Origin of the sequence: Anabaena sp. UHCC 0253 (assembly GCF_009712085.1) — a bacterium.
Classification (GTDB): Bacteria; Cyanobacteriota; Cyanobacteriia; order Cyanobacteriales; family Nostocaceae; genus Dolichospermum.
Genome location: NZ_VILD01000005.1, coordinates 189,087 through 215,754, shown reverse-complemented (window position 1 = coordinate 215,754; position 26,668 = coordinate 189,087). Strand labels below are relative to the sequence as shown.

Genomic DNA, 26,668 nt, shown 5'->3' with positions numbered 1-26,668 from the left:
TCAAGCAATATCTATTTTTGCAAAAATGAAAGTTAAAATTCTAGACTTTTTTCTGCCGATACCAATTACGAATGCGATTTGGAGAAACACCCAAAAAATAAGCAATCACAATAATTTGATTTAAAATAGTAGTTTGTAAAATTCCTTTATTTAACCATCTCCGAGGAGAGGTAATTACAGGTGTTGGTAATAAATAAATTTTTCCCAGAGATTTTAATTTTCTCATCAGTTCAAAATCTTCCATAATCGGCATTTCTGGGAAATTACCAACTGTTTGGAATACCTCCTTAGTTAGAAAAATCGCTTGATCACCATAGGGCATTTGCCAAAGGTGCGATCGCCATTTTACCCCCCATTCCACCAAACGCAATCCCCAATTAGGTGCATCTATCCGCAAAGCAAACGCACCAGCAACAATTCCCGGTTTTGCTAACGTCGTCCGAATCATCTGCTCAAAATTTGTCGGTAAGCGAGTATCCGCATGGAGAAACAGCAGAATTTCCCCACTAGCAACTTCAGCACCAGCATTCATTTGATTAGCACGTCCGGGAGGAGAAATAATTACTTTGACATCTAAAAATTTAGCTATGGATAATGTTTCATCTTCTGAACCACCATCAACTATAATTATTTCTACATTGGTACTAGATTGAATACTACTAACTGCTTCTTTAAGATTATCCGCTTCATTGAGAGTCGGAATAATAATAGAAATTTGAACCGGGTTACGATTTTGATTTATAATTTCTGTCATCATCACTAAAAGAATTTTAAACAAACAAGAAAATGTGAAAATTTTGTTCCACATCCAACGATATTGAAACCAACATAACTATGCTACTTCTTCAAGTTATTATCTGTATTGCCTTAGTAATTTTTATCGGTTCAAAGCTTTCCCAAAGTGCCGATATCTTAGCAGAAAAAACCGGACTAGGACGGACTTGGGTCGGGACAATCCTCTTAGCAGGTGTCACATCTTTGCCTGAATTAGCTACAGGAACAAGTGCCATAGTGATGTTTAACTCCCCAGACTTAGCTGTAGGGGGGCATCTTAGGCAGTTGTCTCTTTAATTTACTCATTTTGGCATTACTCGATATTTACAACGGTCCTGACCCCGTGCTACAGCGAGCGCAAATTAGTCATGGATTAGCAGCTAGTTTGGGCTGTGCCATGCTAGGTGTAACTGCTGGGGGAATACTCGTCGCCAAAACAGAAATAAATTTAACTATCGGATGGGTGGGGATTCCCAGTATCATACTATTCTTGCTCTACTTTTTGAGCGCCCGTATGATTGCTAAATTTGAGATAAAACGCCGCGCACAAGTGCTAGAGGAAGAAATTGAGGCTTTTCAATACCGACATATTACCTCAAAACAAGCATATCTGAAGTTTATTTTCCTCTCAGTAATGATTGTAATTTTAGGTATATGGCTGGCGTATTTAGGTGATCAAGTTGCAGCGGTAACTGGACTGGGGGAAAGCTTTATTGGTGCAATTCTCTTAGCTACAGCTACTTCACTACCGGAAGTAGTTGCATCCTTAGCTGCTGTCCGACTCAATGCCGTTGATTTAGCCGTATCCAACGTTTTCGGCTCTAATATCACTAATTTAGCCATTCTAGGCTTTTATGATTTTGTGTATTTACAAGGTAGTCTCTGGTTAAATATCAGTCAGATACATATATTTACTACCATTCTAGCTATGATTATGACTTCAGTCGCAATTACTGGGCTGATTTACCACGCCGTCAGCGGTTCACGAATGTACATTACTTGGGATGGATTAACTCTGATTGCTCTCTATGTTAGTGGGATGTATGTGATTTATCGGAATATATTTTAAGGATGCTTTTCTACATTATCTAAAACGCCACTACGAATCATCATCTGTGGCCAAATTAATAGAAAAAACCCCATCCAAATTAATAACGGAATAGAGACTAAAACTGTCAGCCAAACAGTTTTAAATATTAACCAACTACCACTAATTAATGTCGCAGATGTGAGGATAATTGACCAAGGCTGACACCACCAAGGTTTATATTTCCAAGGGCTAATTGTTTCTTGTTCAGACATTTTTATGTTAAAAATTTGATGTTTATGAATGCAGGAGTGAAAAGAAAGCAAAAACGCAAAGCAAGGATTTAAAAAAATTTGATTGATTGTAGGTTTACCTACCATCAGGATTCCATTTATCTAGAGATATGTATTGATTTTGGACTAAATCTAAAGCCTCTACCACACCGCTGGGATTCGATACACGAAACCAATAAATTGGACTGGTAGTTTGATCAGAGTGATTCTCAATTACGCTAACTACATAGTAAGGTTCATCAGCGGTAGGATAACTATCAATCCTTGAAGAAACCCGAATACTTCCTCTGGATAATCGCTGAATTTCGCGGGCTTTCCGCTGCACTTTTGGTAAACTCCAAACTAAATCTAGAGCTTTTTTTTCATCGAGTATTGTAGTTGAATTAGATACAATTAATACCTGCTCAGGTGGATTATTAAAATTTTGATCAATGGTTGAATGTCCTACTAACATAACTATGAATGAAGCCATTAAAGGCTGATAGTTTACTTTTTCGTTTACTTTTTCGCTCAAGTTACCTTTCGGCATTTTTATTAACCTCCATAAAAACCTAATTATTTACAGCATTTATTTTACATTGGCTGTATATCAGTATTATACCAGATGTGATCCCCATGATAAAAATAGTATCCCAGTATCACATTACAAATTAAAAAACTGTTATTTAGGTCACATTTTTCTGTGGCACAGATACCATTAAGTGATAATTTTTCAAGTAAAATTAGTATACATGATCACTTTTATTGCCTGTGGGAGGGCTAATTATGCAAGAGCGTCATCTCCGGCTTCAGTCTCAATTAGGATGGTTTTTGACTCTAATTACATCTATGATGGCTACATCTGTCTTGGCAGAAACAGCTAATTTTGGTAGTTTGAAATTATCACCAGGTTTTGCAGCGTCCCAAGGAACAACTTCTGGATATACAGGTGGTGCTTATTCCTTATCTGCTATCAGCAATCGTGACCTCGATAAAAATCTCTGTATCGGCTTTGCTGACCCTAATCCTGATCACATCCTCGTTTTAGAGAAAGATTTTGACAACCTGAAAATCTTAGTGAACAGTGGTGGTAATGATACAACTTTACTGATCAAAGGACCAGATGATCAAACAATCCGTTGCGGTGATGATACTGGTCGAAGCAAAGATGCTAGTGTGAGCAATAAGAAATGGAGACAAGGCACATATCACATTTGGGTAGGTATGTTTGATCAAGGCGTAAAACGCAACTATGTATTAACGGTGCAGCAATAGAAACAATCCCTCTTTTTTCGTTACTACTACGTTTATTTTTTAATTGCTTAACCCCAATTACCAAGTCACGATAAGATGAGATAGTAGCTTGTTGTGCTATCCAAGGGTACTATCTCGATGTTTTCTAGACTCCGTGCCGACTTTCGCATTATCTTTGAACGTGACCCCGCTGCCCGCAATTGGTTAGAGGTTTTGTTCTGCTATCCTGGTTTGCAAGCCCTAATTTTCCACCGCTTTGCTCACGGGTTGCGTAGTATTCGTATTCCTTTTTTCCCCCGATTAATTTCTCATATTGCTCGGTTTTTAACTGGTATTGAAATTCACCCAGGGGCGGTGATTGGTCAAGGAGTATTTATTGATCACGGAATGGGAGTGGTCATTGGAGAGACAGCTATTATCGGAGATTATGCCCTAATTTACCAAGGTGTCACCCTGGGGGGTACTGGTAAAGAAAGCGGTAAACGTCACCCCACATTAGGCGAAAATGTCGTTGTTGGTGCTGGGGCAAAAGTTTTAGGAAATATCGAAATTGGTGATAATGTCCGCATTGGCGCTGGTTCAGTGGTATTGAGAGATGTACCATCTAGTTGTACAGTTGTCGGTGTACCTGGACGTATTATTTACCGTTCTGGAGTCCGGGTTGCGCCTCTAGAACACAGCAACTTACCAGACTCAGAAGCTCAAGTAATTCGCACTTTAGTTGACCGCATTGAAGCACTAGAAGAGCAAATTCAAGCTCTCCAAACTCCGGAAAGGACTTCAGTTTTAGCAGGTACATTCATTCACAAAGATGAATTACCAAAAGAACACAACTTTTGCAATATCCGAGATAAGAAGATCCAGGAATTCTTTGATGGTGCAGGGATTTAATAAGAATCCCCGTCTCTCTAGAGCGGGGATTGTCAAAAAACTTAATATCCACCTTCTTCTTCGTATTCCACTTGTCTTTCCTTGACCTTTTTGGGAATATTGACTGGTTTGGGTGCATCATCCCAAGCATCACCGTCTAGATCATCATCATAGTCATCATAATCGTCAGCGTAAGTCTTTTTAGCAGGCTTGGGTTCGTATCTGGGTGCTTCTTGGTAACTATCTCTTACTGTTGCCTCACTCCAGTTATCTTCTTCGTCTTCTTCGTACTGAATTGACTCGTAGGAACGAGCTTTCATCACTTGGCGCTGGGGTCTTTCTTCTTCTATGTAGTCTTCAGTCCATTCTTCTTCTTGGTCTATGGGTTCAGGAATTCGGACTTTTGGCCGGGGTACTTGGAGAGGAACACCACTAGGTAGCTGATTGCTGGGTGCAACTGTCCGGGGGGCGCTATAGCCAAATTCTTCTTCTGTGTCTCTTTCCCAAGGGGCTTTACCAATACCCAGCCGTTCTAAAACGCCTACGGTTAACTGGTTTACTCTTTCTTCAGCACCTTCAAAAACAATTAACCGACTAGGACCTGTGCTGACAACTTCATCTATGGACAGTTCGTAGGTACTCAAAAACTGGTCAGGAATTTGGGGTAATCCCAAGGAGGCAATGACTATGGAGTATATTTTACCCGTTTCGCCATTAAATTTGAAGCCTCTCACTTTACCTAAAACTTCCCCAGTTTCAGTGATAACTTCCCAGTTCATGAGGTTGCTGAGAATCTCTACTTCCACGTCATCAATGACATCTTCGTTATCAACTAAGATGACATCACCGATTTGGTTAATGGTGTTGAGATACATATTGCGAGGCAGACTAGATATAGAGATCAGGCTGTCTCGCAAACTAAGCGCCACCACTTCTCTTTGATCAACATCAACCCAGATTTGACTCACGATACCTAACCGCTTGCCATTATCGCGGGTGATCACTTGAGTGTTTAATATATCGGAACGTCTAATTACTTGTTCAGAGGTCATTCTATAGGTCGTCCTGTTCACTTAGCGTGCCGTAGGCAATCTCGAATCTGGTTTATGTATAAACTATTTTTAACAGAAACTTGACAATTACTAATTGTCAATTGTTAATTACCTGTCACCTGTTGTCTCTAACTTAATACCCAAAACTTGAGTATGCGTCCTTCTGGCTTGAGTTACGCCAATTGTGCGCTGTACTGATTCTATCATTAGACGGCGCAAACTCACAACATAAACTGGGCTTGTTCCGTCTGTTGTTTCATCATTCTAGCTAATCGTTCCCTGTTTGACCCATCTAAAAATATATCAACTTTATCAAAGGCGTAAAATGGAGATGGATGGCAGCTTCGGAGTAATTGTAGGGCGACCAGAGGGGAAGGGAGCAGGGGGAGCAAGCCCTTCCTCTCTGCGCGGAACGAAGCGGAGCATGGGTAAGAAGCCCCGCCCTTCCAGGGCGCTCGGCTGGGGCGGGGTACAAGCTTTGTCCCAGTCTCTCCCCCCTGCTTCCCGCTCCCTGCTCTCCTGCTTCTTTTGACCACTCACCCTTATCATCTAACCCCGCAAACTTACGCCCCTACAGACTCCTTGGCTGCATACAAGACTTCAGCCGAGATATCTTTAAAACCACGCTCACGGGCAAACTTTTCGGTATTTCGCTTCACTTTTCCGCGCACAAAACCAGGAATTTTATTCAATTCTGCTTGTCCATCTTTTGTCCAATTCAAACCAGATTCTGCGGAAATTCCTTTGGTAATTACTTCTTTTGTATCGTGTCCACCAAAGATTTCTAATAAGTGATCTTCCATTCCCAATGTGAAGGAATTGTAGATTAAATCTGTGATTTGATTTGTGCCTTCATAACCCATAAATGGTTTGTAACCAATGGGGAAATTCTGAACGTGAATAGGTGCTGCAATTACACCGCAAGGAATATCCAAACGTTTACCAACGTGACGTTCCATCTGTGTACCAAATATAGCAGAAGGTTCAACGCGAGCGATCGCATCCCCAATTTCACCATGATCATCTGTAATTAATACTTCATCGCAATATTCGCTCACCTGTTCTCTAAACCAGTCAGCATCATACTTGCAATAAGTACCAGCCCAAACAACGTGAATACCCATTTCCCGCGATAGAATCTTCGTTAAAGCTGCCGCATGGGTATTATCACCAAATACTACCGCTTTCTTCCCAGTCAAGTTCTGACAGTCAATAGAACGGGAGAACCAAGCAGCTTGGGATACGTGCAGAGTTTGTTCATTAATGAAGTCTTCGTAATTAACTTCAGCGCCTTTTGTAGTGAGCGAAGTCGAACTATGGGCGTTAATCACCTGTTGAATTTTGCGGATACATCTGGCAGTTTCTACAACCCCCATAGGTGTAATATCTACGTAAGGTGTACCAAATTCTTCTTCTAAATATTTAGCCGTAGTTAACCCCAGTTCCCGATAGGGAATTAAGTTAAACCAAGCTTGAGGCAGATTTTTTAACTCGTGAACCAAAGCACCTTCAGGAATTACAGTATTTATCTCAATTCCCAAATCAGCCATTAACCGTTTCAGTTCAGTGATATCGTGGTTATTGTGGAAACCCAGAGTAGAAATTCCGATAATGTTAACTGAGGGTTTAGCAGTTTTTCCTGCTGGTAATTCTCCCCGTTTCCGAGCTTTCTCAATGTAATATTGAACAATTTGTTGTAAAGTGCGGTCTGCGGCTTGTAATTCGTTGTAGCGGTAATGGTTCACATCCGCCAGCATTACGTCCCCTTTCGCTTCCAACTGCGCCCTTTCCACAAAGTTATGTAAGTCTTCTTGGAGAATGCTAGAGGTGCAGGTAGGGGTTAAAACGATTAAATCGGGGTGTTCCTCAGCATCTTTGCGAGTGATATTGTCTACTACTTTTTCTTGAGAACCACGGGCTAAAACGTTTCTATCAACCACGCTAGTTGTGACTGGGGTGAAATCTCTCTCCCGCGATAGCATAGAACGCATGACGTTAAAGTAATCATCACCGAGGGGCGCGTGCATGATTGCATGAACATTTTTAAATGAACTAGCAATTCGTAAAGTGCCAATGTGGGCGGGTCCTGAATACATCCAGTAAGCTAATTTCATCTAGTCTTCTTCCTTGACAACGTAAATAACTATGAGTGCGTTTATTAAATTGGATTGTCGCAAAAGTTTCGACTAGAAAAGAATAAGGTTTTTTAAGGCTTTATTGGGTGATAAATTGCTCAAACCATTTTACTGATTGGGGTTGAGCCTTCTATTTAAACAACATGAGTATTGTTTAAGTAAATAACTCTTAATAATTTGACAAATATTTGTATCAATTTTTGTAGATAAATGTTGTTTTACTGATGATTTTATAGTGACATACTCCACACGCTCCCATTATGGTTTTGGCACGCTTGCACTAATAGAGTAAGTGTGAGTATCTGGGAAACTATTTATTGAAGACATTAACTGAGCCTTAAGAAAAAAGGTCTAGTTGTGTTTGTTGAACTTCCGTTTGTTTTTCAGCAGATTTCATCACTTCTAGAGTCAGAAGAATATCTAAACGTTTTTGTTCTTCGATGATTTCCTGTACGGTGACAATACGAATTGTATCTACAGGTTGACTCATATAGCGGCTTTTATAAATTCCTGCTTCTTTAGCAGTTTTAATCATCTCTTTAGTAGGTGGTTTGAGAGTAATAAAAACCCCTAATGCTGCACCTGTGAGAGTAATTGTCCCTTGTAAATCTCGAATATCTCCAGATTTAACATTACCTGATTTTACCTGTAAAATAATCTTTTCTGGTTCATCTTGATCTCCTGTGAAATAAGCAATCCCATCAATACCTTTATCAGCACCTTTCTTTTGATTAATGGTGGCACGATTATTAGAATAGGTTAAAACTGCCCATTTTTCAAATTCTTTACGGGTACGATCATCTTTTTTCAATGCTAAAGCTTCCGCCGATTTCATATCTTTAGGAATACCACTAATATTAATAGTATCTAACACTCCTTTACCCAAAGATTCTTCTAATCTCTTGAGAATTAAACCAATGCTTTGATAGGTAATATCAATTCCAACCCACTGACGATTTAGTTTTTGTGAGACAGCTACTGTTGTTCCACAACCACAATAAGCATCCAATATTATATCACCTTCGTTGCTACTAGCTTTGATGATTCTTTCTAGTAGAGATTCAGGTTTTTGTGTGGGATATCCTAATAGTTCTTTATGCCAAGAACGCAAAGCTTCTATATCATTCCAAGCATCTTGAACAGGTAATCCTTTACTTTCATCTAAATATCTTTTGATCCTAGCAACACGATTTTTAGTATAATAAATTTTACCTTCTGCATCAAGTTTTTCCATTGTTGTTTTTGGACATCTCCACAATTTTGTAACTCCATTCCATTCATATTGATAACCACCACCAGCTAAACCAGCAGCACTTAAATTATCAGACATCCATTTTCTACCATCTTCATCCTGATATCTGTAATATTTATCAATATAGTTTTGCTCATATTTTTGATATACTTGATTCCATGTGATTTTTAAACTTTTAGTATAGTAAAAAATTACATCATGAACGCTGCCATATTTACTGGAATCACTATGACCTGATGTCCGTTTCCAGACAATTTCATTTTTAAAATCCCCACCCTGTGAACAAAAAATAGCATCTAAAATAGTTTTTAAATAATGAGAAGCACTTGGATCACAATGCAGATAGAAACTACCTGTAGATTTCAAAACTCTGTGAATTTCAGCAACCCGCAAAGTCATACTCACCAAGTATGCTAACAGGCTTCCTTTTCCTAGAACTTTTGTTAAACCAGAAATCAGATCAATACTTTGAGATGTAAAATGACCTAGATAATTTTCTTGAATTTCTACTAAACCTTGATTGGCGTGATTATCCCATGTCCATGTATCTATAAAAGCCTGAGCTTGTGTTTGATCTTCTTTGCCGATATTATTATAAATTTGGTTATAATTACGTTTAGAATTAAATGGGGGATCAATATAGCAAAGATCAACAGTTTCATCTTTAATATGTTTCCGTAATACTTCTAAATTATCCCCATAAAATAGCTGATTTACCATAATTATTACCTCCAAAAGTAATATCATTCTACACTTTGGCTTAAATTATACAGTACATTTAATTAATCATCTGGGATTGTAGTAAAGTTTAATATTTTTTATAATTTAGGCAGAGTTTCACATATTGCATTACCTGTCAGAGACAGGTAACGAGAATTTACTCACCCAAATTAATTGCGGGATTCCTATTAAAAAATCCCCTGGGCATCAATTTAAAACCAACGCGGTGAGTTGGCATTACTGGCCAGTCTTCTGGACGAGGAACATGAGTTATTCCCATTGTGTACCAGACAACTAAATCTTCATTATTTACAGATTCATTATCAGCAATATATTTTGGTAAACCTTCTCCCATTTTTGTTTGATTGGGATAATCGCCACCTGCGTACATTTCACTGGATTTATATTTTGTTGCCCAAAAGTGATGAGTTGCAAAACCAGCTTTTTTCCGAATATTTGCACCTTCCACAGCATACAAAATTGTATTTCCACCTGGTGTTAACATATATGCGGGAGGAACACCTAAATTATTCTCTTTCTCTGCACTAGTAATCATCCATTCTCGACTATGTTTAATATCTAAATCACGCACGGCAGCTTTTTCGGTTTTTAGTAGTGTATCTTCTACAGTTATCACGTTTCCTAACGGATTTTTATCACCCATTGGTAAGGCTTCAACATTCATTTCCATGACAGAATTAGCTTGTCCGTCTATATCTAAATCTAAGCGATAGTTAAAAAAGTGTTGGTGATTTACTCCAAAGATATTTTTAGCTAATAATCTACCAAAAGACTTATTTTCAGTTTGTTTTGTGTTTGCTGTTCCCTGGGGTAAGTCAATACCTGTTAACTCATTTTCTACTTCTAACGTACCATCTTGACGAAATATCCAATTGATACTGTAATCATAATTATCAATTGTTGTAATCATTTTCATGACTAATTCACGATTACGACGGATATAATTTTTTTGAGTTTTGTATTCAAAATGTTTCCAAAGGATACCGTTATCTCTTTCATAAATCCCAATTAATCCTGGTATAGTGAAAGCTTCTCCTTCAGTATTAGCAAAAACTGTATTTAGTAAAACGCCATTTTCAGGAATTTCTTTACCTAATTCTAATTGATTTGCGAGTAAGCCTAGATTATATTCTCCTACATCAAAGGCATTACGAAATGACCAATTTGGGTGAGAATCGCCATAAGGAACTGCCATTTCTGAGAGACTACCACGATATAAAATTGATCTGTCTTTTTCACCGTCATTGTATTTAACAAGATATAAAACTAGCCCTTCACGGGGGTGCATTAAGTAACGGAATTTCCAACCTTGCCAACTAATTTCATGATCTTGAATTGTGAAAGTTGTACCTTCTGGTTGATTAATCTTTAAGGGTTTTGGTGGTGCAATTAGGCGATTAAAAGCATTAATATCATAATCCCAATTTTCTTGAGAAAAAGGAACTATACCGTTATCAACAAAACTATCAACTTCACCTTTATTTAAATTGACTGTGACTAAAACACCTTCTATGGGACGAGCATAAAAATTCCAATGTTTACCTTGATAATAAGATAATGCTCGACAAATCCGATTACCAGATTTAGCTTCTTGATTGTTGAGTATTCCTGCTCCCCAGCAACTAATTTCTACATCATTAAAATCTTTAATTCCGCGTTTCTGCATGGCTTTCTGCCAACGCAAATCTGATTTTACTACTTCCCTAGCTATGTCATAATCTGGGGCTAGAATAGCAGGTTGCACGTGGGGTATTTCTTGCCAGGAAGTGAGGTTTTGAGTATTTAAGTTAACTGTTCCTGTGAAGGTTTTGTTCAATTCTCTTTCATAAACTTGCAAAAAAACCTGGCGTTGAAATGATTGACCAGGTGTAAAATTTAAGACTTCTTTTTTATCAGGTTCTTGCAAGGCAATTATGGGAAAAATTGCGGTTTCACTCAAGGTTTTTTTCTGTTTGAGTATGGTAACGGCTGTATTAATTTCTGTCTCTGTTAAGGGGTTGAGGGGATGAGAAATTACTGATTCCTGGGCGGAGACAATGTTAGGAAATGCTATAAAGATGTTAATGCAAATAATAATGGTAATAGTCAACTGGTAAAAAAAATTTAGCCTCTTAATCATGTTGCACATTTTTGTAAAAAGTACATTTATTGATTCCTCAACTAGAGATGAGAAACCGTAAGATTAAGAGGCTAATTTTCATCAAAATCATCCTAATTTAAATATGTATTATTGAGAAGTAGAGACGTTCCATGGAACGTCTCTACAAATTAGATAGAAACTAAGCGACGCAAAGATTCAGCCCGACGTTTAGCAACAGCATTATTGGGTGCTAATTTGAGTGTTGCTTCATACATTTCTAAAGCTTGAGCATTCAATTTTTTACTTTTCGTAAGCGTGTCCAAGATTATTGAGAGCTGATACATAATCTGGGTTCAATTTGATGGCTTCTTTGTACTGACGAATTGCTAAGTCATATTGCTCTTGAGCAAAGTAAACATATCCTAAACCGTTGTAAATGGGAGCTACAGCGTCTTCTCCCTCTTCTTCGGCTGCTTTTAGAGCTTTTTGAAATAACGGTATGGATTGACTAAATACTTGTTTTTCTGAATAGATACTAGCTAATTCATAATATTCTTGAGCCGTACCTTTTTCTTTAGTTAATTTGGTTTTCAATTTACTCAGGGAGTTTTCCAGTCTGCGGGTTTTGAATACTTGACGAAAAACACTTACACCTGCAAATGCAAGTAAACCAACAAAAATTGAGAGATAAATGACGACTAAATTGCTATCCATTTTCTACAAATACAAAATATTAAAATACTCTATCTATTATCAGTTATTAGGTTGTATATGATTCACTAATTACTGTAATCCCCAATATTCTATCCGTTCTTTTAGCCAACCTGTAACTGTATAACGAGCGATCGCTTCATTCACTTTCCTTCTTAATTCATCATACTGCAATCCTTTGGGCATGACTACAGATAATGGTTCTGCTGATAGTTTAGTTGGCAATATGCGATACTGAGGATATGCTTGCACTAAACCACTAAGAACGCTAAAATCCGCCGCAAAAGCATCTGCTTGATTACTTTCTATTTTTTCCCGTCCTTGGGCATAAGAGTTTACACTAACTAATTCAGAATTAGGTATAAAGTATTTCAAGTAGGGAATAGTGCTAGAGTAGTTAATAACCGCTATTTTGCGTTTCCCTAAATCTTTTAGTTCCTGAATTGATGTGTTTTTTGTAACTACTGCTGCACCATCATAATAGTAAGGAACACTGAAGCTAACGATGCGAGAACGTGATTCTGTGGCTGTGACTCTGGCGATCGCTAAATCAACTTGCTGATTAAAGACTACAGGTAAGCGATCGCTGTTAGCTACTGGTTGCAATTTTACAGCGTCACTTTTACCCAACAAATCATTTGCTAATTGCTTGGCTAAATCAATTTCTAAGCCTTGCAAATTGCCTTGATCATCCCTAAATCCTAACGGACGAAAGTTATCCTTAACTGCCACATTTAAGTAGCCTCGCTGCTGAATTTCCGCCATTGTTGCGGCAGATGCAGTTAAGTTCGCGCTGAGAAAAAATAGACAAAAAATCAAAGACAAGGTAGCGGATAATACCAGATGTAACTTATTCATAATAGACTTTCGTTTTGCTCCAATTAAAAACTCAAAAAGGTTTTTTTATTTTTAATTTTGAATTCTCCGAAGAGGCCATCTGTTACATCCGTTATTCATCCGTTGCCACCTTTATCCGTTAACTGAGTTTGCCAGTTCTGCAATTTTAGCGAAGCTTGCAGGATCAAGAATTGCCATTTGTGCCAACATTTTGCGGTTTAGTTCCACATTGGCCTTTTTCAAATTACCAATCAAGCGGCTGTAGCTTAAGCCATGTTGTCTAGAAGCTGCGTTAATCCGTGCTATCCACAGACGACGGAAATCACGTTTCTTCTTTTTGCGATCGCGGTAAGCACTGCGAAGCGCCTTCATTACCTGCTGGTTAGCGGTTCTAAACAAAGTTGAGTGAGAACCACGAAAACCTTTAGCTAATTTGAGAATTTTATTGCGGCGTTTACGAGCTACATTACCGCGTTTTACCCGAGTCATATCTTACTACCTGTGATCTTTTACAAATATGGAAGCATTAAACGCACGTTAGGTTCGTCCCGTTCATGAACAACTGCCATTTTTGACATATTGCTTTTTTTGCTAGAGGATTTATGCTCTAACAGGTGGTTTTTGAACGGTTTACGGCGGACGATTTTACCGCTACCGGTGGCGCGGAATCTCTTCGCCGCTGCCTTGCGAGTCTTTAATTTAGGCATGGTATGGCTTTAATTCAACACAATCTATAATTATATATGAGAAAATGGAAATTGTATGCACCATTTTCAGTATTGGGTTTTGGTGATTGGTAATTGGTAATTGGTGATTGGTGATTGGTGATAAAATCTCAGTCTTAATCCTGTTTGTCACACTAAAAATCTGTTGTAGTTGTAGGATGTGGTTCGGCAAGCTCACCAACCACGTCAGACTAGATAAATCCTGCAAATAAATAGATTGTTGGTATCTGACGCACCTTACCAATGTGCCACTTACCTAAGTCCTGAGTAAAATTGGATAATTTTTAGAGGAAATAGTAAAAAACCAGTTTGATCAATTAATCATATTTTTTGTTGAACTGCTTCTTAGCCTGTTCGTAAATTTCGATAGTGATAGGAGAAAAATTATTCTCCTGAGCATAAGTTTCAATCTTTTTACGAGCAAAAGGACGGACAAAAAAAGGAATGTCTTTGAGTTTTGCTTCTGCCTCCGCAGTCCATTTAATTGGTTCACTCATTGATTTTTGGGTTTTAATTTTGATGATTTACGGTTATAAAATTGGGTTATTCAGCCTATAGAGTGATTCCCATTTAAGTGAGGTACACCGAAGCAAGAATTAACCGCAGATAGAAGATGATTGACGCAGATAAACGCAGATAAATTTGTACATTGGTAGGCTAGGAAACGCTATAACTATATACTCATTATCATGACATTTTTACTTCCTCACAGCGGTTTTAGTGACTTGAGGATCTAAAACGATGCTTGAGCCTGTTATATCTACATGATAAGTCCAAAATTGGCTTTTGACTTTCACAATCACTTCCCAACCTTCAATAGGATCAAATATTTGGGCGCAGACTTCACCAAAGCCAAATGTACAGGGGTTACTAAAAGTTTTCTGTGTTGATTGAGTAATTTTCAGGGCATTTACTGCTAAACCAGAACGTTTAGAAGCGTCACTCAAAACGGCATTAGAAATTTTTTTCGGTAATTTATTAGTGTTAATTTTCGGATCTAGGAGAATTTGTGAACCGGATTTATTAACATGATAAGTCCAGGCTTGTTCTTTAACTTGGACAATTACTATCCAACCGGGAATAGGGTTATATTCTTTTGTGCAAATTTCCCCAAATTTGAACATACAAGGATTGCCAAAGTTGGTAGCTGTGACTTGAGTAATTTGCAAATTATTGATTTTTAACCCAGAAAGTCTAGAAGCATTTCTTAAAACTGCTTGAGAAATAGATTTAGGTAAAGTATTTTGTTGTAGTTGTGACTGTACTGGATTTTTAGCATTTGCAGATGTATTATTTTCAGTTACACCTAAATTACAAGATAACAGACTTGTAATAATGAGAATAAAGATAAAAATTTGCGGAAAACTGCGGTTAATAGACATTAGAGAAAATAGCTTGGTAATTAATTTCATGATGATGTAAATTGATAATTGAATTATTTGAACTGTGTAGACTGAACTAAACTAAATACTTACGCGAAATATCTCTGAAACCCTCTTTTCTTCGTGTCCTTCGTTCCTTCGTGGTTCGTTCCTATCCCTAACGGGACGCTCCGCGAACGTGGTTCGTTCTTTTTTGACTTGTGCGTAAGTCCTATAAATTTAACTTGTAACTAATTTATTCCCCTTGCTAAAAGTGCTGTTCCATAAGCTGCTTCCGTATTACTTGATGAAACAACTGGTACTTTTAAATAACGTTGGCGAATGGCTGTCCAAGTAGAATTAGCTGCACCACCACCGGCTGTATAAATATTAGTTAATGGATCTGCGCCTAATTGTTGTAATAGTTCATATCCTCGCGTTTCTATTCTAGCCATACTTTCTAATAAACCATGTAGAAATTCTTGGGGACTATCGGGACGTGGTTCTAGTTTTGGTAATAGTTGGGGATCATTAATGGGAAAGCGATCGCCTGGTTTCAATAATGGATAATAATCTAACTCACTAGCTTGAGTGGGATCAATTTCGGCACTTAATCTCACTAACTCTACATCACTGAAAAATTGCTTTAAAACAGCACCACCAGTATTAGAAGCACCACCAGTCAACCACAAATCTCCTAAACGATGGCTGTAAATTCCATATCGCGCATCTTCGATTTTATGACGACTCAAAAGTTTTAATACCAAAGTTGAACCAAGAGAAGTTACCGCTTCCCCTGGAAATTTAGCGCCACTGGCTAGAAAAGCCGCAATACTATCTGTTGTTCCTGCAACCACTAAACAATCACCTCGAAAGCCAAATTCAGCTACTATCTGGGGACGTAATTCACCAATAGCTGTTCCAGGTGCTAAAACTTGCGGTAACTGGAGGGGAATTTGTAGCTGTTCTAGCCATTCTGGATATTGCAACTTTTCTACGTCATAGCCTAGCTTTAACGCATTGTGGTAATCGCTAATCCCTAATTTTCCATGCAAGAGAAACCCCAGCCAATCGGCTTGATGCAATAAATATCTAGCTTGTCCGAAAGAAGGTAATTGTTGCATCCACAGCAGCTTCGCTAGACTAGATGTAGCACTTAATACCGTGTGGTTAGGTGGTGCAATCCTGCTCAACTGTTCTAAAGCCATTGCCCCCCGACTCATCATTGTACAATAGGGGTGCGTCTACTGGCTCTCCAGCCCCATCGGTCAGCAAAATAGTTGAAGAAGTGCCATTAAGAGCGATCGCCCCGATTTCCCCTCTTAACACCCCCGGAATTTGCCCTAGAAGACTCCATAAAGCCTCTTTCCAGCAATCTACCCAATCAATAGTCCCCACCTGCCAAGAATGGCGCATTTCGCACAGAATCCGACCTTCTTCATCAATCACCACACCCCTAGCGCCAGAAGTGCCAAAGTCAATACCGAGTGATAATGTCATAGATTTAGGGAACAGGTAAGAAGGTGACAGGTTACAGGTGACAGGTGACAGAGAAGAGGCAGGGGGCAGCACTATGGCTTACGCCACGCTACGCTATCGGCTACGCTCAGTAACCGGGGGGCAGAGAGCAGGGAGCAGCACTTCGGCTACGCTCAGTGACCTGGAGCAGGGGAAACTTCTTAACAACGGACAACTGACCACTGACAACTGACAAATCTCCGGTTTTTGTTGCATCTTGTAACAAGATGTTTCCTAATCTTGGCAAAACAGGGAAAAGTAGTAAGCGGAGTGTTGAAAATCTAGTTGAATTTAGGAGGATTTCCACCATGCCTATCTCAGATACTCAAGTTTACATTGCTTTGGTTGTGGCACTAATTCCAGGAATTCTAGCTTGGCGGTTAGCGACAGAACTATACAAATAACACCAACGTAACTCTGTTACAGGTGAACAGGCCTAGTACAAGAAGGTGTAGTTTCTAAATGCTTGTGGTTATCTGCTATGAGGATTTATGAAAATTACACTTTACTTTACTAGGTAATATTTTATTCATCTTCATACTTGTATAAATTTCTGAAAAATGGAGTAATATGGCAGCTAAATCAAGCCGCAATTAGCACCTGTTTGCTTCTGACGGTAATTACCGTAAATTATGCAAGCCTCTTGTTAGCAACATGAACGCGTTCCAACCCTCAAAACCACCTCTACAGCCCGTAGAACAACGCCGGATTACACCACGACCTAAACGACATTTACGCCAACGTGCTTATCAGGTAATGGCACTAGAAACTACCGCTAAAGTAGCAGTTAATATAGTTATTAGTGCAGCAGCAGTATCTGCTTTAGTACAATTATTGCCTTATCATTGGTCACAACAGGATAAGTTGCGAGAAGTACGTACCGAAGTCAAAGTTATGGAAGGGCGTGTCCAGAATTTGCAGACAGAATTTAGCCGCAACTTTGATCCCAGCCAGGCTAAAAGTATTATGCAACAAAAATCATACCGCTTTGACCCTAGTCAGCGTCCAGTTATATTGATGAATCCAGATCAGACTGTAACGAAACAACCTGATTTAGCACCATAAAAGTGCAAAAAATATATTAATCATCATGGTTTTTAGGGTCACTACCAAATGATGTAAATTTTTGTTTACTGATAAAATTCCAGTTTCTACTCAGTTTTAATCGTTAAATCTACTAAATTAGGGTTAGTGGTCAGTTGTCAGTTATCAGGAGTATGGCTTACGCCACGCTGCGCTATCAGAAAGAAGAATTAGAAGCATTAGTCTTCAAAAATAGTAATTCGTTTAACCAATTTTCTATTTGTAACCGTAAACGATAACCGGAGACATTTTGACTACTCAAAGCTGGTAATTCTGTGAGGGCGCGACGATAATCAGCGATCGCACAATTCCAATCGCCCCAAAGATGATAAGTCCGTCCACGTTCAGCCCAAATGTTGCCTTTTAATTGATCAAACAGGAGAGCAATTTCTAAATTTTCGATAGCTTCAGCATATTCTCCCAAGTCCCGTAAAGTAATACTCCGATTAATCCAAGCCCGGACATGATGGGGGTTTAAATCCAATGCTTGTTCGTAATCAGCCAAGGCTGCGTTTAACTGCCCACAAGCAGCGTAATAATTAGCCCGGTTATTGTAGGCACTAGCTAACTTAGAATTTAAATTTAGGGCTTTGTTATAATCACAGATAGCTTTTTGGCTATCACCACTTTGAAAATAAATCAGCCCCCGGTTATTGTAATCAACAGCGTTTTCAGGATGATGGTCAATGAGATGACTTAAAAGAGCGATCGCTTTGCTGTAATCCCCTTGTTGTGCTAACTTCAAAGCACAAGAGCGGAGATAACGTTCTTCTAGCATTAATTCATTACTATCCTGTAACCCCGTAAATTGATAACAAGGATTGTTCTGATCAAAAACAGAGATTTGATTGTTTTGTATACCAGAATTTAAAAAAGAGTGCTTATCCATACTTTGCCTATGTGATTTACTTAGTTTGTTAAATAAAGTTACAGTTTTTGTGTCCTGATGACTCTAGGATGATTGAAGAAGGTGATTTTCACCTCTTTAAACAAGGCCAGTCATAAACCTATTAATGTATACTTCATACCCAAGTCCAATTCCTGAATCAGTAAAATTCTAAAGAATTGAAGTGTAAATTTTAATGTAGGTGACAGAGAAGAGGAAGGGGGGCAGCACTTCGGCTACGCTCAGTGACCGGAGGGCAGGGAGAATATTTTTTCTACTGACAACTGACAACTGACAACTGACAACTTGACAACTGACAACTGACAACTGACAACTGACAACTGACAACTGACAACTGACAACTGACAACTGACCAATCCCTAATTACTAATTCTAGAAGAGACATTTCTGATGACAACAACAATTTCTTATGTTGATGCTAACGATCTCAATACCGATGACTATATTGTTCTTGGTTTAGCTACGTGCTTCTATAAAGATGATGGAGAAGTGCATCAAATTGAAGTGATAGAACCCATTCCTTCAGCAGCCTTAGAAGCTATATGTAAGAATATTCCTACCTCTTATAGACTGGCTTATGCAACAAAATTGGGATCTGTATTAGATGGTGATAAACTGCTGTTGCCAGAAGGATTCCCAGAATCGGCGCAATTCGGAGATGAGTTTCCATTACGGTTGTTTTCTGCTGCTCGTACCTACAAGCGCCGTGAAGTAGCCCAAACTCTGATTCCGTTGGGAACTACTAAAACAGACTTGAATTATACGACAGAGCGCAAACGGGTACTGAATGCAGCTAGAGTTGTCACCAAAGAAGACAACGTGAAACAACATTCCCACACTCACAAAGTTCTTTAATCTCAGGTTACTATGTTAAAACTTTACGGCGGCGCTCGTAGTCGGGCTTCAATTATCCAGTGGTATCTAGAGGAGCTAAAAGTTCCCTATCAGTTCGTGCTGCTAGATATGCAAGCGGGAGAACATCTCCAGCCTGAATACCTCAAAATTAACCCTATGGGTAAAGTTCCCGCGATCGTTGATGGCGATTTTCAGCTTTGGGAATCTGGGGCGATTTTGCTTTATTTGGCTGAAAAATACGATAAAACTGCTGACTCACTAGAAGAAAAAGCTATATTCACTCAGTGGGTATTATTTGCTAATTCCAGTCTAGGAACAGGTATTTTTATAGAAGCTAATCGTGAGCGAGAAATGCCACGGTTATTGACTCCTTTAAATGAAATTTTGGCAAAACAGCCTTTTTTGCTGGGTAATGATTTTACGGTTGCAGATGTGGCTGTAGGATCAATGCTCTCTTATATCCCGATTATGCTCAAGTTAGATTTGAGTGCTTATCCAGAAGTTTTGAATTATATCAAAGCTATATCTGAACGTCCGGCGTTTCAAAAAAGCATCGGCGGAAAAAATAATTGACAATTGACAATTGACAATTGACAGCTAAACTTCTGATAGATTACTGTACGGGCGAAGCATTCGGAGAATAGCCTTCGACAAAAATGGATAATTTATCGCCCGAATGCTTCGCCCCTACGATTCCTGACTCCTGATTAACGATAATTTGTAAATTGCAAGGCGACGGGGAATTCTTCTTGCTTAAGACGTTGAATGACTAGTTGTAAATCATCTTTTGATTTTGCTGTCACCCGCACAGCATCACCTTGAATTGAGGCTTGAACTTTTTTAATTTCGTCTCGAATCAATTTAGAAATTTGTTTAGCTATTTCTTGACTGATGCCTTTTTTTAGGGTGATTTCTTGACGGACACGATTACCGCTGGCAGATTCGACTTTGCCAAATTCAAAGATTTTCTGGGAAAGGTTACGCTTGGCGGCTTTTTCTCGGAGGATGGTATGGACAGATTCTAAGGTGAAATCGCTGTCAGTCCCAATGGTAATTTTCTCTTCGCCTAATTCGATTGTGGTTTGAGTGTCTTTGAGATCGTAGCGGCTTTTAACGTCTCTGGTGACTTGATCAATAGTATTAACTAATTCTTGTCTGTCGAAGTCGCTGACGATATCAAAGGAAAAAGTAGAAGCCATAAATAATTGGTAATTGGTAATTGGTGACTTGCCCTGAGCGTAGCCGAAGGGTTGGTGATTGGTAAGAGGGAAAATTAAAGATAGACAAATATTCTCCTCATTTCCTCAGTCTAATTATTTAATTTGCATGAGACTGAGGAAAAAAAGAGTTCCGGAGCTAAAAGTCGCTATACCAAACATGAGCGATCGCAACAGGGGTATATTGGCAATATAGAAAATAGAGTATAGCAAACGGGCAATAATAAAGGCGATCGCTGCATTTACTCCTTGGGCAGAATTCACCCCAGTCACATACGCCATTAATGCTGCTGCGGCAAAAACCATAAACCCTTCAAATGAATTTTCATGGGCCCATGTTGCCCGTTTAGCATAGGGTGGCAATTTGTCAAACATGGCGCGAGGAGCAGACAAATCATATCCTATCTGCACTCTAGCAAAAGCTACTAATAAATAGGGTAGGTAAATGAGAATAGCAGCGACAACTATAGAGTATAAAAAAATAGCAGGTACTGGTAATGGAGATAAAGACATTAAACTAATTTAATTGGGTGCTGGGTTTGGTGTTGATTATTATTTACCAAGGGATAAGGGGTAATTTAGTTACAGCAGATTGCAGATCAATGATGTACAGCATCTAAATTAAAACCTATACACTGTACGGGCGAAGCATTCGGGCGATCAATTATCAATTTTTGTCCAAGGTTATTTTCCGAATGCTTCGCCCCTACTACTCCTGACTCCTGCTGTAATTCATTACCCATTAACCATTGATAATTTTCCATCTCTATCATTAGCTTTGCAAAGACTGGGATTCACTCTAGTCAAAGTAGAAGAGTGTTACCACTTTTCGTTGTTCTTCTGCATCGCTACAGGTTTGTAGGAGAGTGCGACTATCGTGAAATGCAAAGCAGATTAGTTGTTGACAACGAGAGACGATTTCTTTGTTACATAAGTAACTCGCTTCAGCTAAGGACAGATTATCATTACTGGGGTTTTCCACCAGGTGCATGACCTGTTCTAGTTGCTGGCGCGATTCTTGAGGTTGCCGTTCCAAACTTTGGGGCAAAATTACCGTGAGTAAGTTGGGGTCTGCCCGTGTTGCGCCTCGGATGGCAGCAGAGTTTGTGCCTGTAGCACCAGAGGTAATGATGCGGTTGCCCGATAGAATCAGGGCATAGGTCATCATTTCAATGAGGTTCTGATGGGTAATTGGCACATGACGAGAACCTAGCAAGGCAATCCGTTTAGAACCTGTTTGCTGGATTGTTGCTAGTTCTTGGGCTAATGTATCGAGGTTGATGGTATCTATTGACTGACTCAAAGATGAAAATCATGAGATTAAACAACCCAGATATTCTACCAAACAGCGTGTAAATAGGAAGCTAACTAGAGTTACATATTGCTACAATTTATGTATTACTGAGTTTTATGTGATAGGTAAAGTAGAAGATTATCTAAGTAAGTTGGTGTTAAAAATTGTCGTTATGACAAGGGAACAGAAAAGAGGTTTTGGGAGATTTTACTTTTCGTTACATATTACTCTTTGAGAAACTACTCCGCGTCTACGGTTTTTTTCCGTTCACCTACTTAGCAAACAAACTGGGATCATCTGGGTAATTAATGTATCACTATATATTTGTATGGATGGCGTAGGAATGCTATATTTATAGATGACAATGAGTTTAAAGCTTTGATCTAGGTTTTTTAATTAACATGAATATTATGACACCATCAATTTCTGAAAAAGTTGTTCAGCAAATCATTAATCAAGATCATAAGAGTATTTTGGAACTAGACCAAGCAGAAATTATTAATCTATTTAAAGAATATGGAGTTTTACTGTTTAGAGGATTTACGACTGATACGGAAATCTTTAGAGAATTTAGCAATTTATTCAGCACTGATTTTTTAGATTATGCTGGTGGTGCTTTTAATAGAAAAGTCATTAATAATGATAAAACTATTTTAAGTGTCAATGATTTCCAAACAGAGATTAAGTTACATGGAGAAATGTACTACCAGAAAAACATTCCCCTCATGTTATGGTTTTTCTGTGCTAATCCCGCTGCAAGCGATGGTCAAACAACGGTGTGTGATGGTAGACAGTTTTTTGCAGAATTAAGTAATTCAACTAAAGAATTATTCAATCAGAAGAAGCTCAAATTTAGAGCTAAAATGAACCAAGAACAATGGCAGCAAAAATATAAAATTGATGATGTTAATCAATTAAAAGAAATATGTGCAGATAATAATACACTTGTGACGATATATGAAGATCAATCAATTCTTTTAGAATATGTTTGTTCTGTAGTTATTCCTAGTAGATGTGGAAAGCATCGGGTTTTTATTAATAGCCTTTTACCAGCAATGCAGTTAAATCCTGATGTTCTGAGATTTGATGATGATTCCCCAATTCCTGATGAACTTATGGCTGAATTAAATGAAATTGCTGAGAAAATTACTACTAATATTTGCTGGCAAAAAGGTGATATTTTAATGATTGATAATACCAGAATAATGCACGGCAGAAGGGCTTTTACTGATGAGACGAGAGAGATTTATATCCGGTTGTGTTCTCCAGCTTTCGATTTTTAAATTAACACTCCTCTCCTTAGAGGAGTGGGAAGGTGTGTATTATCTCATATCGTAACCAAACAAATTTGGATCAACTTCTCCGAGTTTTAAATCGGCTAAACCATATTCAGCCCAACGCCGTTCTACCATTGCTGCCACATCTGCATCTGATTGTAATGGTTTACCCCATTCATGTTCTGTTTCGGGGGGAATTTTCGTAGTTGCATCTATGCCCATTCTCCCACCTAAACCGAGTTTTTCACTAGCAAAATCTAAGGTGTCAAAGGGGGTATTTGGTAATATAAATACATCTCTGGTAGGATCAACTTTGGAACTTATCGCCCAAACAACTTGACGGGGATCACGAACATTTATGTTTTTATCAACCACAATTACAAATTTAGTGTATGTAAATTGTGGTAACGCACTCCAAAAGGCCAAGGCTGCTCTTCGTGCTTGTCCAGGATAGGCTTTATCTATGGAAATAATTGCCGCTTTGTAACTTAACGCTTCCATTGGCAGGAAGAAATCAACTATTTCGGATACCTGTTGGCGTAAGATGGGGGTATAGATGCGGTTGAGGGCGATCGCCATCATTGCTTCTTCTTTCGGTGGCAACCCGCTAAATGTGGTAAGATAAATTGGATCTTTGCGGTGTGTCATACACTGAAACCGCACCAAAGGCGAATCTTCTACACCGCCATAATATCCCATGTGATCACCAAAGGGTCCATCTGGTAAAACTTCCCCTGGTGTAATTGTCCCTTCTAAGACAAATTCGGAATCTGCGGGTACTTCCAAATCTACAGTTTTACACTTGGCTAAGTTGACTCCCGAACCACCATACAATCCAGCAAATAACCATTCTGATAAATCTACGGGAATGGGTGTGGCTGCTGCCATAATGATGAGAGGATCTACACCCAGAGCGATCGCTACTTCTAATTTTTTACCACGTTCTGCCGCTTTCCGTAAATGTCTCGCACCCCCCCGCACTGAAAGCCAGTGTACGGTCATGGTGTTGTTGGATTGTAGTTGTAGGCGATACACACCCACATTAGGAATTCCTGTCTCACAATCCTTGGTAATTACCAATCCTAGTGTAATTATCTTTCCGGCATCTCCCGGATAAGGACGTATTAAAGGTAATTTGTTTAAATCTAAATCATTTCCTTCCACTACCACCTGGTGACAAGCCGGAAAAAAGTCCCTTCCTGGTTTGGCTTTCACTACGTCAAACAGCACTTTACCAAAATCTATGGCTTGGGAAATCTTTTTAGGTGGTTTGGGTTGCTGAAGCATACTCAGCTTCTTTCCCAGGGTTTCTAACTCCTCTGGTTTTTCCATGTTCATCGCCCAGCATATCCTTTCCACTGTCCCCATTAAATTTACCGCGACGGGGAAAGATGCACCTTTGACGTTTTCAAAGATTAATCCTGGTCCACCTTTTTGCAGCATCCGGTTGGAAATCTCTGCAATTTCCATATCTGGGTCAACTAAAGCTGAGATTCGCTTCAATTGTCCTCTTTCTTCTAGAATTTTAATGAATCCCCGTAAATCTCGCGCCATTGGTTTGTTTTAATTATGAAGAAGTGTAAAGCTATTTTTATCTTAGTCTTCATTGTGGTAATTTGACTTTTTGGTACTTATGTACTATAATAAATAAAAGATGGATTTTCCTCACGCAGAGACGCAGAGGCGCAAAGAGGAAGATTGAGTTTTTACCTGATAGAATTTAGGGGGTTTTATGTCGAAGTTAAATCATCAGATTTCCCTGTTAGAACTTATCCAAATTTTATCGGCACATCGTCAAAGTATCATTTTGAATTTACATAAGTTAAAGGAAGATTATCACAGAACTGGGATTAAGCGGGTGAGGGGGATTAGAGATATCAATGGTGATTTAATTACTCCTTGGTTACAAACTGAAGATATCTATCCTGGTGATTTTGTGCAAATGGGTGTATTTGCGATCAATCGCAATACTGCTACTATTAATATGTTGGTAAGGCGGAAAGTGAAGCTGGTAAAGGCTGAAGATAATACACCCATGATTGAGGTTGCGGGTTTGCTGGCTAATGATTTGGATAATTTCAATAATTATACCATTGTTAAAGATGGAAGGGTTAATGTTTCTGCTTTAAATATCAAGGTCAGTAATAAGCAAGTATTTGATTTATTGAAATCGAAGGATGTAATTAAGGATGATAAGTTTGATTTTCATGCTGAATACACTATTGAGTTAGATAATTTACCATTAGTGCCAGTAAATATCAATTTTGGTAATATTGATGGGCTATTTACACAATTAGCAGAAATTAAGGTTGTCACTAGTATTTTATCTGCTTATTTACGTCATCAATCTGATGTATTTGTGAATAGTCAGGTAGAGGAATTAAAACAACATTATTTATCGAAAAATCTCTATCTGAATTTTCCCACTACTCAGGAATATCCAGAGACGATTGATTCTCGTATCAGTTATAAAATTGATTTTGGTAATCAGGATATTCTCAATTTGGGTAAGTTATATTCTGCTAACCAATTTTTAGGGCGGAGATATGAGGTTTATGACAAAGAAACTGGGGAGATTTTTCTAAAACCTACATTTGAACTAGTGTTTAATGACAATATCGCTGTTCGTCAAAAAGCCATTTCTTCAAGAATGAAATTGACGAAGGTTGATGATTTGATGAAACCGATTTTTGATGATTTTCTGGGAATTAATATCACTGGCAAAATAGGGGAAATTCTCAACAAAGTTGATGATCATAGTTTGGCGTTGTTATTATATGCTCAACACGCTGGTAAAGCTGTGAATAGGGAAGATTTGATTGCAGCTATGACGACAGCTTACCAAAAGTTAGCAGCTTACGTTGAGCAAATGTACCAAGAAAATATTTCTCCTATGGTATTTTACATTGGTGCGACAGGACTGTTACCAAATAAAATATCTACTCAAGCGATGTCTGCTGATGAATTAGTTACTAAATATCCCCATTTGCAATTTTCTAAACATGAACAAGAAGGGACGTTTTTTGAAGTTGGAAATAGCATTATCAGTGTCTACTCTCAAACTGAATATTACAGTAAGAAATCATTAGCTGTTAGTTAATTAAGTTTATGAGGTCATTGGTGATTGGTCACTGGTCATTGGTGAGTAATTTTCTGTTTTAATTCTGAAAATCCTTAAATCCTGTACTTCGACTATGGCTTCGCCACGCAGGCTATCGCTCAGTAACCAAAAATCCTGATTCTGACAATTTCAAATATCATCACACAACCCCTTATCCTCAACACTAGAATTCTGCAAATAATCCCTTAACCAAGCACAACCATCCTTTAAAGCCTGATCTAAATCCCGCACAGGCCACAACCGCGCTGTATTGTCAGATGATGCCGTAGCGATGGTTTTGCCGTCGGGGCTGAAACTCACACTAT

Annotated in this window: 28 protein-coding genes and 3 pseudogenes; 10 read left to right on the top strand and 21 right to left on the bottom strand. The window is 38.6% G+C overall.

Annotation, left to right across the window (positions count from 1 at the left end; all coding sequences use genetic code 11):
• Positions 1 to 40: 40 nt before the first annotated feature.
• Positions 41 to 754 (bottom strand): TIGR04283 family arsenosugar biosynthesis glycosyltransferase, encoded by a 714-nt coding sequence (locus FJR38_RS15190; protein WP_168498993.1) that lies wholly within the window; start codon positions 752 to 754, stop codon positions 41 to 43.
• A gap of 80 nt (positions 755 to 834) precedes the next feature.
• On the opposite strand from FJR38_RS15190, the gene FJR38_RS28575 reads away from it, so the two are divergent.
• Complete coding sequence (locus tag FJR38_RS28575) at positions 835 to 1,071, top strand: hypothetical protein (RefSeq protein WP_254449479.1); 237 nt, start codon at positions 835 to 837, stop codon at positions 1,069 to 1,071.
• A gap of 10 nt (positions 1,072 to 1,081) precedes the next feature.
• On the top strand, positions 1,082 to 1,843 hold the full coding sequence (locus FJR38_RS15185) for a sodium:calcium antiporter (protein WP_254449478.1): 762 nt from the start codon (positions 1,082 to 1,084) through the stop codon (positions 1,841 to 1,843).
• On the opposite strand, the gene FJR38_RS15180 is transcribed toward FJR38_RS15185, so the two are convergent.
• Complete coding sequence (locus FJR38_RS15180) at positions 1,840 to 2,076, bottom strand: DUF6737 family protein (RefSeq protein WP_168537942.1); 237 nt, start codon at positions 2,074 to 2,076, stop codon at positions 1,840 to 1,842. The two genes, FJR38_RS15185 and FJR38_RS15180, sit on opposite strands and share 4 nt — an antisense overlap.
• Before the next feature lie 94 nt (positions 2,077 to 2,170).
• Positions 2,171 to 2,623: a hypothetical protein gene (locus tag FJR38_RS15175; RefSeq protein WP_254449477.1), complete on the bottom strand. Its 453-nt coding sequence runs from the start codon at positions 2,621 to 2,623 to the stop codon at positions 2,171 to 2,173.
• Positions 2,624 to 2,859: 236 nt separating this feature from the next.
• On the opposite strand from FJR38_RS15175, the gene FJR38_RS15170 reads away from it, so the two are divergent.
• Positions 2,860 to 3,348, top strand: a complete 489-nt coding sequence (locus tag FJR38_RS15170; protein WP_168498948.1) for a hypothetical protein — start codon at positions 2,860 to 2,862, stop codon at positions 3,346 to 3,348.
• A gap of 117 nt (positions 3,349 to 3,465) precedes the next feature.
• Complete coding sequence (cysE, locus tag FJR38_RS15165) at positions 3,466 to 4,218, top strand: serine O-acetyltransferase (RefSeq protein ID WP_168498950.1); 753 nt, start codon at positions 3,466 to 3,468, stop codon at positions 4,216 to 4,218.
• 41 nt (positions 4,219 to 4,259) lie between these two features.
• Here cysE and FJR38_RS15160 read toward each other — a convergent pair whose 3' ends face one another.
• The 12 genes and pseudogenes from FJR38_RS15160 to FJR38_RS15105 all read right to left on the bottom strand — a co-directional run bounded on the left by FJR38_RS15160 (position 4,260) and on the right by FJR38_RS15105 (position 16,591).
• The gene (locus tag FJR38_RS15160) at positions 4,260 to 5,249 is read right to left on the bottom strand and encodes a PRC-barrel domain-containing protein (protein ID WP_168498952.1); all 990 of its coding nucleotides are present in this window, start codon (positions 5,247 to 5,249) and stop codon (positions 4,260 to 4,262) included.
• Positions 5,250 to 5,357: 108 nt separating this feature from the next.
• Positions 5,358 to 5,737, bottom strand: a pseudogene (locus tag FJR38_RS29355) (hypothetical protein); the annotation flags it as partial.
• Positions 5,738 to 5,812: 75 nt separating this feature from the next.
• Positions 5,813 to 7,363 (bottom strand): ferredoxin:protochlorophyllide reductase (ATP-dependent) subunit B, encoded by a 1,551-nt coding sequence (gene bchB, locus FJR38_RS15150; protein ID WP_168498954.1) that lies wholly within the window; start codon positions 7,361 to 7,363, stop codon positions 5,813 to 5,815.
• Between the two features lie 358 nt (positions 7,364 to 7,721).
• Entirely contained in the window at positions 7,722 to 9,356 is a 1,635-nt protein-coding gene (locus tag FJR38_RS15145; protein WP_168498956.1) for a DNA methyltransferase, read from the bottom strand.
• Between the two features lie 157 nt (positions 9,357 to 9,513).
• Entirely contained in the window at positions 9,514 to 11,496 is a 1,983-nt protein-coding gene (locus FJR38_RS15140) for a primary-amine oxidase (protein WP_168498958.1), read from the bottom strand.
• Between the two features lie 149 nt (positions 11,497 to 11,645).
• Positions 11,646 to 12,171 (bottom strand): annotated as a pseudogene (locus FJR38_RS15135) (tetratricopeptide repeat protein).
• 69 nt (positions 12,172 to 12,240) lie between these two features.
• Positions 12,241 to 13,026, bottom strand: coding sequence for a transporter substrate-binding domain-containing protein (locus FJR38_RS15130; RefSeq protein ID WP_168498962.1), 786 nt, complete (start codon positions 13,024 to 13,026; stop codon positions 12,241 to 12,243).
• A 111-nt stretch (positions 13,027 to 13,137) separates the two neighbouring features.
• Entirely contained in the window at positions 13,138 to 13,494 is a 357-nt protein-coding gene (rplT, locus tag FJR38_RS15125) for a 50S ribosomal protein L20 (RefSeq protein ID WP_168498964.1), read from the bottom strand.
• 20 nt (positions 13,495 to 13,514) lie between these two features.
• Entirely contained in the window at positions 13,515 to 13,712 is a 198-nt protein-coding gene (rpmI, locus tag FJR38_RS15120) for a 50S ribosomal protein L35 (protein ID WP_071992743.1), read from the bottom strand.
• A gap of 335 nt (positions 13,713 to 14,047) precedes the next feature.
• Complete coding sequence (locus FJR38_RS15115) at positions 14,048 to 14,227, bottom strand: PCP reductase family protein (RefSeq protein WP_168537940.1); 180 nt, start codon at positions 14,225 to 14,227, stop codon at positions 14,048 to 14,050.
• 201 nt (positions 14,228 to 14,428) lie between these two features.
• Positions 14,429 to 15,142 carry a hypothetical protein gene (locus FJR38_RS15110; RefSeq protein ID WP_168537938.1) on the bottom strand — a complete coding sequence of 238 codons (714 nt, stop codon included), beginning with the start codon at positions 15,140 to 15,142 and terminating at the stop codon, positions 14,429 to 14,431.
• A gap of 200 nt (positions 15,143 to 15,342) precedes the next feature.
• Positions 15,343 to 16,591, bottom strand: a pseudogene (locus tag FJR38_RS15105) (FGGY-family carbohydrate kinase).
• Between the two features lie 326 nt (positions 16,592 to 16,917).
• Here FJR38_RS15105 and psaM point away from each other — a divergent pair.
• Both psaM and FJR38_RS15095 read left to right on the top strand, forming a co-directional pair.
• Positions 16,918 to 17,013, top strand: a complete 96-nt coding sequence (gene psaM, locus FJR38_RS15100) for a photosystem I reaction center subunit XII (RefSeq protein ID WP_027404816.1) — start codon at positions 16,918 to 16,920, stop codon at positions 17,011 to 17,013.
• A 250-nt stretch (positions 17,014 to 17,263) separates the two neighbouring features.
• Positions 17,264 to 17,674, top strand: a complete 411-nt coding sequence (locus FJR38_RS15095; protein WP_168498972.1) for a hypothetical protein — start codon at positions 17,264 to 17,266, stop codon at positions 17,672 to 17,674.
• 175 nt (positions 17,675 to 17,849) lie between these two features.
• Here FJR38_RS15095 and FJR38_RS15090 read toward each other — a convergent pair whose 3' ends face one another.
• On the bottom strand, positions 17,850 to 18,581 hold the full coding sequence (locus tag FJR38_RS15090) for a tetratricopeptide repeat protein (protein ID WP_168537936.1): 732 nt from the start codon (positions 18,579 to 18,581) through the stop codon (positions 17,850 to 17,852).
• A 408-nt stretch (positions 18,582 to 18,989) separates the two neighbouring features.
• Here FJR38_RS15090 and FJR38_RS15085 point away from each other — a divergent pair, with 408 nt between their 5' ends.
• Both FJR38_RS15085 and FJR38_RS15080 read left to right on the top strand, forming a co-directional pair.
• Positions 18,990 to 19,454 carry a hypothetical protein gene (locus FJR38_RS15085; RefSeq protein WP_168498976.1) on the top strand — a complete coding sequence of 155 codons (465 nt, stop codon included), beginning with the start codon at positions 18,990 to 18,992 and terminating at the stop codon, positions 19,452 to 19,454.
• A gap of 12 nt (positions 19,455 to 19,466) precedes the next feature.
• A complete protein-coding gene (locus tag FJR38_RS15080; RefSeq protein WP_168498978.1) occupies positions 19,467 to 20,027 on the top strand; it encodes a glutathione S-transferase family protein in 561 nt (186 codons plus the stop codon).
• Positions 20,028 to 20,161: 134 nt separating this feature from the next.
• On the opposite strand, the gene FJR38_RS15075 is transcribed toward FJR38_RS15080, so the two are convergent.
• The 4 genes from FJR38_RS15075 to FJR38_RS15060 form a co-directional block, all read right to left on the bottom strand.
• Positions 20,162 to 20,653, bottom strand: coding sequence for a YajQ family cyclic di-GMP-binding protein (locus FJR38_RS15075; protein WP_168498980.1), 492 nt, complete (start codon positions 20,651 to 20,653; stop codon positions 20,162 to 20,164).
• Between the two features lie 114 nt (positions 20,654 to 20,767).
• A complete protein-coding gene (locus FJR38_RS15070) occupies positions 20,768 to 21,184 on the bottom strand; it encodes an MAPEG family protein (protein WP_168537934.1) in 417 nt (138 codons plus the stop codon).
• An 86-nt stretch (positions 21,185 to 21,270) separates the two neighbouring features.
• Positions 21,271 to 21,444 carry a hypothetical protein gene (locus FJR38_RS15065; protein WP_168537770.1) on the bottom strand — a complete coding sequence of 58 codons (174 nt, stop codon included), beginning with the start codon at positions 21,442 to 21,444 and terminating at the stop codon, positions 21,271 to 21,273.
• 26 nt (positions 21,445 to 21,470) lie between these two features.
• Entirely contained in the window at positions 21,471 to 21,974 is a 504-nt protein-coding gene (locus FJR38_RS15060; RefSeq protein WP_168498984.1) for a DNA recombination-mediator protein A, read from the bottom strand.
• A gap of 401 nt (positions 21,975 to 22,375) precedes the next feature.
• On the opposite strand from FJR38_RS15060, the gene FJR38_RS15055 reads away from it, so the two are divergent.
• Entirely contained in the window at positions 22,376 to 23,248 is an 873-nt protein-coding gene (locus FJR38_RS15055; protein ID WP_254449476.1) for a TauD/TfdA family dioxygenase, read from the top strand.
• Positions 23,249 to 23,287: 39 nt separating this feature from the next.
• Here the strand turns inward: FJR38_RS15055 and FJR38_RS15050 are convergent, their stop codons facing one another.
• Complete coding sequence (locus FJR38_RS15050; protein WP_168537930.1) at positions 23,288 to 24,796, bottom strand: UbiD family decarboxylase; 1,509 nt, start codon at positions 24,794 to 24,796, stop codon at positions 23,288 to 23,290.
• A 178-nt stretch (positions 24,797 to 24,974) separates the two neighbouring features.
• On the opposite strand from FJR38_RS15050, the gene FJR38_RS15045 reads away from it, so the two are divergent.
• The gene (locus tag FJR38_RS15045; RefSeq protein WP_168537928.1) at positions 24,975 to 26,342 is read left to right on the top strand and encodes a hypothetical protein; all 1,368 of its coding nucleotides are present in this window, start codon (positions 24,975 to 24,977) and stop codon (positions 26,340 to 26,342) included.
• Positions 26,343 to 26,668 lie beyond the last annotated feature (326 nt).

What these genes read in the sequence shown, in the direction of transcription:
- FJR38_RS15190 (WP_168498993.1), bottom strand. Translation starts at nt 754, where the DNA reads ATGACAGAAATTATAAATCAAAATCGTAACCCGGTTCAAATTTCTATT.
- FJR38_RS28575 (WP_254449479.1), top strand. Translation starts at nt 835, where the DNA reads ATGCTACTTCTTCAAGTTATTATCTGTATTGCCTTAGTAATTTTTATC.
- FJR38_RS15180 (WP_168537942.1), bottom strand. Translation starts at nt 2,076, where the DNA reads ATGTCTGAACAAGAAACAATTAGCCCTTGGAAATATAAACCTTGGTGG.
- FJR38_RS15175 (WP_254449477.1), bottom strand. Translation starts at nt 2,623, where the DNA reads ATGCCGAAAGGTAACTTGAGCGAAAAAGTAAACGAAAAAGTAAACTAT.
- FJR38_RS15170 (WP_168498948.1), top strand. Translation starts at nt 2,860, where the DNA reads ATGCAAGAGCGTCATCTCCGGCTTCAGTCTCAATTAGGATGGTTTTTG.
- cysE (WP_168498950.1), top strand. Translation starts at nt 3,466, where the DNA reads ATGTTTTCTAGACTCCGTGCCGACTTTCGCATTATCTTTGAACGTGAC.
- FJR38_RS15160 (WP_168498952.1), bottom strand. Translation starts at nt 5,249, where the DNA reads ATGACCTCTGAACAAGTAATTAGACGTTCCGATATATTAAACACTCAA.
- bchB (WP_168498954.1), bottom strand. Translation starts at nt 7,363, where the DNA reads ATGAAATTAGCTTACTGGATGTATTCAGGACCCGCCCACATTGGCACT.
- FJR38_RS15145 (WP_168498956.1), bottom strand. Translation starts at nt 9,356, where the DNA reads ATGGTAAATCAGCTATTTTATGGGGATAATTTAGAAGTATTACGGAAA.
- FJR38_RS15140 (WP_168498958.1), bottom strand. Translation starts at nt 11,496, where the DNA reads ATGATTAAGAGGCTAAATTTTTTTTACCAGTTGACTATTACCATTATT.
- FJR38_RS15130 (WP_168498962.1), bottom strand. Translation starts at nt 13,026, where the DNA reads ATGAATAAGTTACATCTGGTATTATCCGCTACCTTGTCTTTGATTTTT.
- rplT (WP_168498964.1), bottom strand. Translation starts at nt 13,494, where the DNA reads ATGACTCGGGTAAAACGCGGTAATGTAGCTCGTAAACGCCGCAATAAA.
- rpmI (WP_071992743.1), bottom strand. Translation starts at nt 13,712, where the DNA reads ATGCCTAAATTAAAGACTCGCAAGGCAGCGGCGAAGAGATTCCGCGCC.
- FJR38_RS15115 (WP_168537940.1), bottom strand. Translation starts at nt 14,227, where the DNA reads ATGAGTGAACCAATTAAATGGACTGCGGAGGCAGAAGCAAAACTCAAA.
- FJR38_RS15110 (WP_168537938.1), bottom strand. Translation starts at nt 15,142, where the DNA reads ATGAAATTAATTACCAAGCTATTTTCTCTAATGTCTATTAACCGCAGT.
- psaM (WP_027404816.1), top strand. Translation starts at nt 16,918, where the DNA reads ATGCCTATCTCAGATACTCAAGTTTACATTGCTTTGGTTGTGGCACTA.
- FJR38_RS15095 (WP_168498972.1), top strand. Translation starts at nt 17,264, where the DNA reads ATGAACGCGTTCCAACCCTCAAAACCACCTCTACAGCCCGTAGAACAA.
- FJR38_RS15090 (WP_168537936.1), bottom strand. Translation starts at nt 18,581, where the DNA reads ATGGATAAGCACTCTTTTTTAAATTCTGGTATACAAAACAATCAAATC.
- FJR38_RS15085 (WP_168498976.1), top strand. Translation starts at nt 18,990, where the DNA reads ATGACAACAACAATTTCTTATGTTGATGCTAACGATCTCAATACCGAT.
- FJR38_RS15080 (WP_168498978.1), top strand. Translation starts at nt 19,467, where the DNA reads ATGTTAAAACTTTACGGCGGCGCTCGTAGTCGGGCTTCAATTATCCAG.
- FJR38_RS15075 (WP_168498980.1), bottom strand. Translation starts at nt 20,653, where the DNA reads ATGGCTTCTACTTTTTCCTTTGATATCGTCAGCGACTTCGACAGACAA.
- FJR38_RS15070 (WP_168537934.1), bottom strand. Translation starts at nt 21,184, where the DNA reads ATGTCTTTATCTCCATTACCAGTACCTGCTATTTTTTTATACTCTATA.
- FJR38_RS15065 (WP_168537770.1), bottom strand. Translation starts at nt 21,444, where the DNA reads ATGATAGAGATGGAAAATTATCAATGGTTAATGGGTAATGAATTACAG.
- FJR38_RS15055 (WP_254449476.1), top strand. Translation starts at nt 22,376, where the DNA reads ATGACACCATCAATTTCTGAAAAAGTTGTTCAGCAAATCATTAATCAA.
- FJR38_RS15050 (WP_168537930.1), bottom strand. Translation starts at nt 24,796, where the DNA reads ATGGCGCGAGATTTACGGGGATTCATTAAAATTCTAGAAGAAAGAGGA.
- FJR38_RS15045 (WP_168537928.1), top strand. Translation starts at nt 24,975, where the DNA reads ATGTCGAAGTTAAATCATCAGATTTCCCTGTTAGAACTTATCCAAATT.